This is a genomic window from Leptolyngbya sp. FACHB-711 (genome assembly GCF_014695615.1).
Taxonomy (GTDB): Bacteria; Cyanobacteriota; Cyanobacteriia; order Elainellales; family Elainellaceae; genus Leptolyngbya_A.
Map to the genome: position 1 here is coordinate 45,573 of NZ_JACJOR010000412.1, position 7,036 is coordinate 52,608.

At 48.6% G+C, this 7,036-nt stretch carries 7 protein-coding genes; 4 read left to right on the forward strand and 3 right to left on the reverse strand.

Annotation, left to right across the window (positions count from 1 at the left end; translation table 11 throughout):
* Nucleotides 1–187: 187 nt before the first annotated feature.
* Complete coding sequence (locus tag H6F80_RS18210; RefSeq protein ID WP_190792941.1) at nt 188–1,777, forward strand: ABC transporter permease subunit; 1,590 nt, start codon at nt 188–190, stop codon at nt 1,775–1,777.
* A 304-nt stretch (nt 1,778–2,081) separates the two neighbouring features.
* On the forward strand, nt 2,082–2,786 hold the full coding sequence (locus tag H6F80_RS18215; RefSeq protein WP_190792942.1) for a glutathione S-transferase N-terminal domain-containing protein: 705 nt from the start codon (nt 2,082–2,084) through the stop codon (nt 2,784–2,786).
* A gap of 12 nt (nt 2,787–2,798) precedes the next feature.
* Here the strand turns inward: H6F80_RS18215 and H6F80_RS18220 are convergent, their stop codons facing one another.
* From H6F80_RS18220 to H6F80_RS18230, 3 genes are all read right to left on the reverse strand, one after another.
* Nucleotides 2,799–3,653 (reverse strand): aldo/keto reductase, encoded by an 855-nt coding sequence (locus tag H6F80_RS18220; RefSeq protein ID WP_190792943.1) that lies wholly within the window; start codon nt 3,651–3,653, stop codon nt 2,799–2,801.
* 701 nt (nt 3,654–4,354) lie between these two features.
* Nucleotides 4,355–4,627 carry a GlsB/YeaQ/YmgE family stress response membrane protein gene (locus H6F80_RS18225; protein WP_190792944.1) on the reverse strand — a complete coding sequence of 91 codons (273 nt, stop codon included), beginning with the start codon at nt 4,625–4,627 and terminating at the stop codon, nt 4,355–4,357.
* A 346-nt stretch (nt 4,628–4,973) separates the two neighbouring features.
* Nucleotides 4,974–5,777 (reverse strand): TIGR00297 family protein, encoded by an 804-nt coding sequence (locus H6F80_RS18230; protein WP_190792945.1) that lies wholly within the window; start codon nt 5,775–5,777, stop codon nt 4,974–4,976.
* A gap of 229 nt (nt 5,778–6,006) precedes the next feature.
* Here H6F80_RS18230 and H6F80_RS18235 point away from each other — a divergent pair, with 229 nt between their 5' ends.
* A complete protein-coding gene (locus H6F80_RS18235) occupies nt 6,007–6,435 on the forward strand; it encodes a VOC family protein (RefSeq protein ID WP_190792946.1) in 429 nt (142 codons plus the stop codon).
* A 273-nt stretch (nt 6,436–6,708) separates the two neighbouring features.
* The coding region (locus H6F80_RS18240) for an ion transporter (protein WP_190792947.1) at nt 6,709–7,036 on the forward strand (328 nt) is incomplete at its 3' end.

Below are 7,036 nucleotides of genomic sequence, written 5' to 3' on the forward strand. Positions count from 1 at the left end.
CCATTTATAGAAGAAGTAACTGATGATTTCGATCTTCTGGAAGGAGGATTTTGAGAGGATTTTGATCAGTTTTTCAGGTAATGATGACGATTTTGTCGTTGCCTGTTTTGGTCTAAAGGGCGATTGAGGATCGGTTGAAACCGTTGCTGTACCTCTACTCTGTATCAAATTAAACAAAACGAATTCTATGAAAATTAAAGGATTGAATCGCTGGCGATCGCTTCTCTCAGGGTTGTGCTGTTTCCTGCTCATTTTAGTTGTAGGAACGGCTCATGCAACTGCGCCACGCTCCTTAACCGTTGCCATTGAACCTGTTTATGCTCCGTTTGAATTCACATCACAATCCGGTGAACTTCAGGGATTTGATGTTGATGTGATTCGGGAAATTGGAAAGGCATCAGGATTTGATGTCGAGTTTCAAAATATTGCCTTTGACGGCATGATTCCGGCTCTACAAGCTAAATCAGTTGATGCCGCGATTGGGGCAATGACGATTACGCAAAAACGGGCGGAATCCGTTGATTTTTCTCGCCCTTACTTTAAGGCAGGTTTGGCAATTGCCGTCAAAGAAGGCACGCAGGATATCACCCGTCTTGAAGATTTAGACGGCAAAAAAGTAGCCGTGCAAATTGGCACAACCGGAGCCGAGGAAATCAAGAAAGTGCCAGGGGCACGGGTCAGCACGTTTAATGGCTCTGCTCTGGCTCTACAAGAGTTGAGTAATGGCAACGTGGATGCGGTGGTAGCGGATGCGCCGATTATGCTCTTTGCTCTGAATACAGGGAATATCAATGGACTAAAACTGACGGGCGATTTGCTCAGTGAGGAGTTTTACGGTATTCCCACACCGAAAGGATCAGAAAACCTTCAGCTCATTAACCAGGGATTAGGCAAAATTCTTCAGAACGGAGCCTATGAGCGAGTCTATCGCAAATGGTTTAACACCGCGCCGCCCCAATTGCCGCAAGTAGCTCCTGTTCTTGCCGCCGCGCAGCAGGCAGGTTCCCAGCAGCAGGGTGGGTCACAGCAGCAGACCACCCGATCGATCGGTTGGCTCGGGACAATCCTGAATGCGATGCCGACGCTGCTGGCAGGTGCGGTGGTGACGGTTGCGCTGGCTGCTATTTCAGTGGTTGTAGGGCTAGGGTTGGGGTCGCTGATTGCGATCGCTCGTCTCTCGAAGGTGAAGCCGATTCGCTGGCTCGCCAGAGCATATATCGATTTCTTCCGGGGCACACCGTTGCTGGTGCAGCTTTTTATGGTGTACTTTGGCATCCCGGCAGTGCTTCAGGGCTTGGGCATTCAGTTTTCGTTCGATCGATTCCTAGCGGCGGTCGTAGCCCTGAGTCTCAACGCGGCAGCTTATATGGCTGAAATTGTGCGCGGTGGCATTCAGTCGATCGAGGTGGGTCAAACCGAGGCGGCACAATCGCTGGGGCTAAACTCAACTCAAACTATGCGCCACATTATCTTCCCGCAAGCGCTGCGGCGGATGCTGCCTCCACTAGGCAACGAATTTATTACCTTGCTCAAGGACACCAGCTTAGTCGCCGTGATTGGTTTCGAGGAACTCTTCCGGGAAGGACAGCTCATCGTAGCGACCACCTATCGTCCGTTTGAGATTTATGCCGCCGTTGCGCTGATTTATCTGTTGCTGACGCTGCTGTCGTCGCAAGCGTTCAGCTATATCGAGCGAGCAATGAATCCTGTTGCCCGTAGACGTGCCCAGCGCGAGAGAACCGATCGAGTTCCGGCTGGGGCGGTGCGTCAGCGTTAGGGGTGGTTTAAGAAAGGGTGGGGAAGGAGTGGATGAGCGTGAGAAGTGCTGGGAACTCCCCCTACCCTCCCTTAAAAAAGGAAACCGAATTGATGCAGGCATTCCCGTGGCAACAGAACGTTCTAACGGCTCAAAGTTCCCTGGTGGAAGGGGGGATTTAGGGGGAGCTCAAGCCTTTAAACTCCAACTGAAAGCCTGCTTAAACAGCCTTCTAGATACACGGCTTTCAAAGTCACCTTGTCACCTTATCCTGCTTTTTATCTCCATGATCTAAGGTGAAGATAATTTTCTATCAGGCATTGCCATGATCGATTTGTATTACTGGCCCACTCCCAACGGTCACAAAATCACTATCTTTTTAGAAGAAGCAGGATTGGAGTATCGCATTATTCCAATTAATATTGGTGCGGGCGATCAGTTTCAGCCAGACTTTCTCAAAATTGCGCCCAATAACCGAATGCCTGCGATCGTGGATCACGCTCCTGTAGACGGCGGTGAACCGATTTCTTTATTTGAGTCCGGGGCAATTTTGCTGTATCTCGCAGAGAAAACCGGACAGTTTATTCCGGCAGAGCTGCGCGGACGAAAGGCAGTTTTAGAATGGCTATTCTGGCAAATGGGCGGATTGGGCCCAATGGCAGGTCAAAACCATCACTTTGTACAGTATGCCCCGGAAAAGTTGCCCTACGCGATCGATCGTTATGTGAAAGAAACGCATCGGCTGTATGGGGTTCTCGATCGTCAGTTGGCGCAGCACGAATTTGTGGCGGGGGCTTACTCGATCGCCGATATGGCTTGCTATCCGTGGATTGTGCCCCACGAGCGACAGCAGCAAAACCTGGAAGAGTTCCCCAACGTGCAGCGATGGTTTAACGCAATTCGCGATCGAGCGGCGGTGGTGCGTGCCTACGAAAAAGGGCAACCCTTCAGCAATCCGAGCGCAATGACCGAAGAAAGCAAAAAGATTTTGTTTGGTCAGACCGCAAAATCTGGGCAATCGGAGCAGTAATGCTTCCAAAGATCACAGCATTTCCAGAGCCACTGGACGAGACGGCGGCGGAAAGAGGGCATCGAGTTCGTGCAAATTTGCGGCAGATAGCTTCAGGTCAAGTGCGGCTCGATTTTGCTCAACGTGGGCGAGATCGCTGGCTTTGGGAATGACGATCACATTATCCTGGTGCAGTAGCCACGCGATTGCCACTTGAGCAGACGTAACGCCTAACCGTTCCGCAATTGCCGCAAGCTGTCGGTTTTTCAGCAAGCGACCCTGCTCAACAGGCGAATATGCCATGATCGGAACGCCGTGCTGCTGACACCAGGGCAACAGATCCCATTCAATGCCGCGTCGCATCAGGTTGTACAGCACTTGATTGGTGGCAATCGATTCTCCACCCGGCAGCGATCGAGCTTCTTGCATATCAGACAGATCAAAATTGCTCACGCCGTAATCTCGGATTTTTCCGGCTTGCTGAAGCGTCTGCAATGCGGCCAGGGTTTCAAACAAGGGAACTGAACCGCGCCAGTGGAGTAAGTAAAGGTCTAAATAATCAGTTTTGAGACGGCGCAAACTGCGTTCACAGGCAGCGATCGTTCCTTGACGGCTGGCGTTGTGCGGGTAGACTTTGCTCACTAGAAAAACCTGCTCCCGACGACCCGCGTTAGCTTTGCTCCACGACGTGAACGCTTCTGCAATCACTTCCTCTGCGCTACCTTCGCCATACATTTCAGCCGTATCAATCAGCGTAATTCCCAGCTCTATGCCGTGCTTCAGGGCATTTATTTCGGTTTGGCGATCGCGCGATCGCTCTCCCATCTGCCAGGTTCCCATGCCTAAAACGGGAATCGATTGACCTGAAGGCAAAGCAATAGCTTTCATGATTTCTCTCCGATTGGTGGATTGCTTGCTGAATCGCTGAACTTTTAGAAGAAAGGTAGAACAAAGGAAAGGGTTAAGACGTATCGATCGGTCTTGAGTGATTCTAGGAACGATAAATGTTTGGATAAATCATTTGATCGCACTTGAGACAGTAAAATCGCGATCGAAATTCTGAGTCCTTCTAGAGAAGTTTTTTTCTGCCTATTCCCTAACTATGGATAGAGGTATTGTTTTACTACTAGCCTTTAGTTTATAGGAACACCGAATAAACCAAGCCAGGTTATATTCATGTTTTAGCCTCTGCCTGTAGGTGGGGGCTAAATTTTTATGGAAAAAGCAATTGTTATAAAAACAATCATTATAAAAAATCAACCACAATATTAATTGTTTCTAAGTTATTGAGCTCGCGACATTGCATACATTGGCATTGTGTTAAGCCTAAAAAATTATCTACTCTTATCTGGAGCACAAAAATATAAACAAAATAAAGGAACAATTCAAAGCAAAAGCCCCTGCAGTTGCAGAGGCTCCAGTTATATTATTGCTGAACTATTATTTATCTAAGCTGTTACTGAATGCGGCTGAAGTAGACTGCTAACCCTTGACATCTGCAGGATATGCTGCGTAATTGTTACGCATGATGTTCTGGTTCGTTTTTATTCAGTCCGATTCAGCATTTGAGTGGTAAAGCTCAATTTCGCTTAGTAAGCACCACGACGAGCGATCGAGTAGTAGATGAACAGAGCAATAATCGCGCCGATGATTGCAACAATGACACCAGGGATACTCAAACCTGCTGCGGTAAGGGAAAGCGATCCAGTCGTGAGCAGATTGTAGACGCTGCCGCCAACAAAAGCACCAATAATTCCCAAAATCATGGTTCCCAGAATGCCGCCGCCCTGATGACCGGGATAAATTGCTTTAGCCAGTGCGCCAGCGATCAAACCTAATACGATCCAAGCCAGAATATTCATCTTGATTCTCCTTGTGAAAACGAGTAATGAAAGATTGAACTTTTGCGTTTCATTACACATAAATTTAACAGCTACCGAGTGCTGTCTGAACTATCGGAAGAAATAAAACCCTTCCCACAAGAGGGATAGTTGCAGTGAGTCCGTTCTCTATCAAAACACTGAGTAATAACGGGGTGGGGAAGGCTGCTCTATTCACAAAGAAGGATGGAAATCCAGACGAGACACAAAATTCGGTTTGTGCAGGGGAAAAGACGAATTCAGGGGAATGGCAGTTTACCGAATCAGCATCGCATGATCATTCTGCTTAGCATGACCATTTTGCCTGGCATCATAATTTTGCCTGGCGTTACAATCCTGCCCATTGAATCAGCAACGCCAGACCGATCGCCACAACTGCGCCAATGAGCGTATTGAGAATGTTCACCAGTTCATTGGTGAGCCAGTCAAATTTAGTTTGCAGCGTTGCGCCGATCACGCTTTCTAGATTAGTTGCAATCAGGGCAGCAACCAAGCAGATCGGGATGCCAATCAGCGGAATCAGCGATAAGCCCCAACCGACTGTTGCGATCGCAGCAGCACCCAGAATTCCGGCGATCGTTCCTTCCAAGCTGACGGCTCCTTCGGTTCCACGAGCAACGGGCTGAAAGGTGGTAATGAGAAAGGTGCGCTTCCCATAAGCCTTACCGACTTCACTGGCGCAGGTGTCTGACAGTTTGGTACTCATGCTGGCAACGTAGCCCAAATACAGCAGCAGCACGGTATTTCTAACCCACAAATCGCTGTGACCGGCATAAAAGGTTGTCATCGCGTAAGTTCCTAGTGCGCAGAGGGTTGCCACCAGAGCCGATCCCCAAACGTTTTCGGGTCCTCTTGCGCCCGATCGCTTTTCGGCAATTCCGGCGGCTTCTTTTTCTGCCATGCCAATACGTGTGACGGCTGACCCCACCAGGAAGTAAAACAGCATTAGCCCATAGCCGCGCCAGCCTAGCGTGCCCCATAGCGCAACCCCCAGCACCCAAGCATGAACGTATCCCGCAGGCGTGAGCAATTTTTTGGGCAGCAGCCATGCCACACCGAGTAGCAGCGTGTTGATCAGGATTGCGACCAGCCAGGGCATTAGCGTATTGAGCAGAACAGGGGAAATTGCCATGAGTTGTTTCCTTGAGTGCTTCTTTTGGTCGATCGCCTAACGGGATTATCAGACTTATTTTGGCTACAGAATGACCTGATGAATAAGCTTAGAATAATTTTTTGAGTGAGTTTTCTGTTCTAAAGAAATGTAAGGCAGCTTGTGCTCTTTAGAACAGCAGAGTCAAGAACAGCAGAGTAAGCAATCTGATTGCCTGAATTTCCCACCCTTTTAATCAGGAGTTAACCCGATGGATTCTGTCTTATTTCACCTGGCATTCCCTGTCGGTAATCTTGCCCAAACGAAAGCGTTTTATGTCAGGGGTCTGGGCTGCACTGCCGGACGCGAGAATGCTCAATCGATCATTTTGAACCTTTATGGACATCAGCTTGTTGCTCATCTCACTGAAGAACCGCTGACTCCGCAGAAGGGTATTTATCCACGACACTTTGGCTTGGTCTTCATGCAGGAGTCTGACTGGGAAGCCTTGCTAGCACGGTCACAGCAGCAGGGGCTCATGTTTTATCAGCAGCCAAAGCACCGTTTTCGAGATTCGCTCCTAGAGCATCGCACTTTCTTTTTGCAAGATCCCTTTCATAATCTGATGGAATTTAAGTATTATGTTCATCCTTCTGCGATTTTTGGTGAGGCGCAGTTGGCTCGAATCGGCGATCGATGATGACGCGCTCTTTGAACAGCAGACTAGGGCAGGCTGTCAGGTAAGCTACGTGGCAACCTGCGGATAAGTAACAGATGAGTAACGGATAAGTAAAAAGACATCATTTAATCAGAAACAATGAAATTGCCATCTGCAAGGGCGATCGTCTTGATCGTCATCAGAACTGGTATTATCAGTCTGCATTCATTCGCTGTATTGATTTGGGGTGATGCTGGACTGCAAATCTGCAAAAGATCCTGAAACGCCAGCTTCTGCCAGTGATGCCTCTGTTCCATGAAACTGCAAATAACGGAACTGCGAAAAACGGTTCGCTTTTATCTAGAAGACATTGAAACCGCGATCGGTAAAGCAATTAATTTGACGATCGTGGGGCTAGTGCTGTTGTCTTCCGCCTGCTTTGTGGCAGAAACCTATCCAATTCCCCAACCGGTGCGGCTAAAGCTGAATTTCCTTAACACGGCGATCCTGATTCTGTTTACGATCGAGTATCTGTTGCGCCTCTGGAGTGCCGAGCATCGCGTTCGCTTTTTCTTCAGTCTTGCGTCTTTGATTGATTTAGTCGCGATTCTACCGTTTTTGTTTACGGCGAGCGATATTCGAT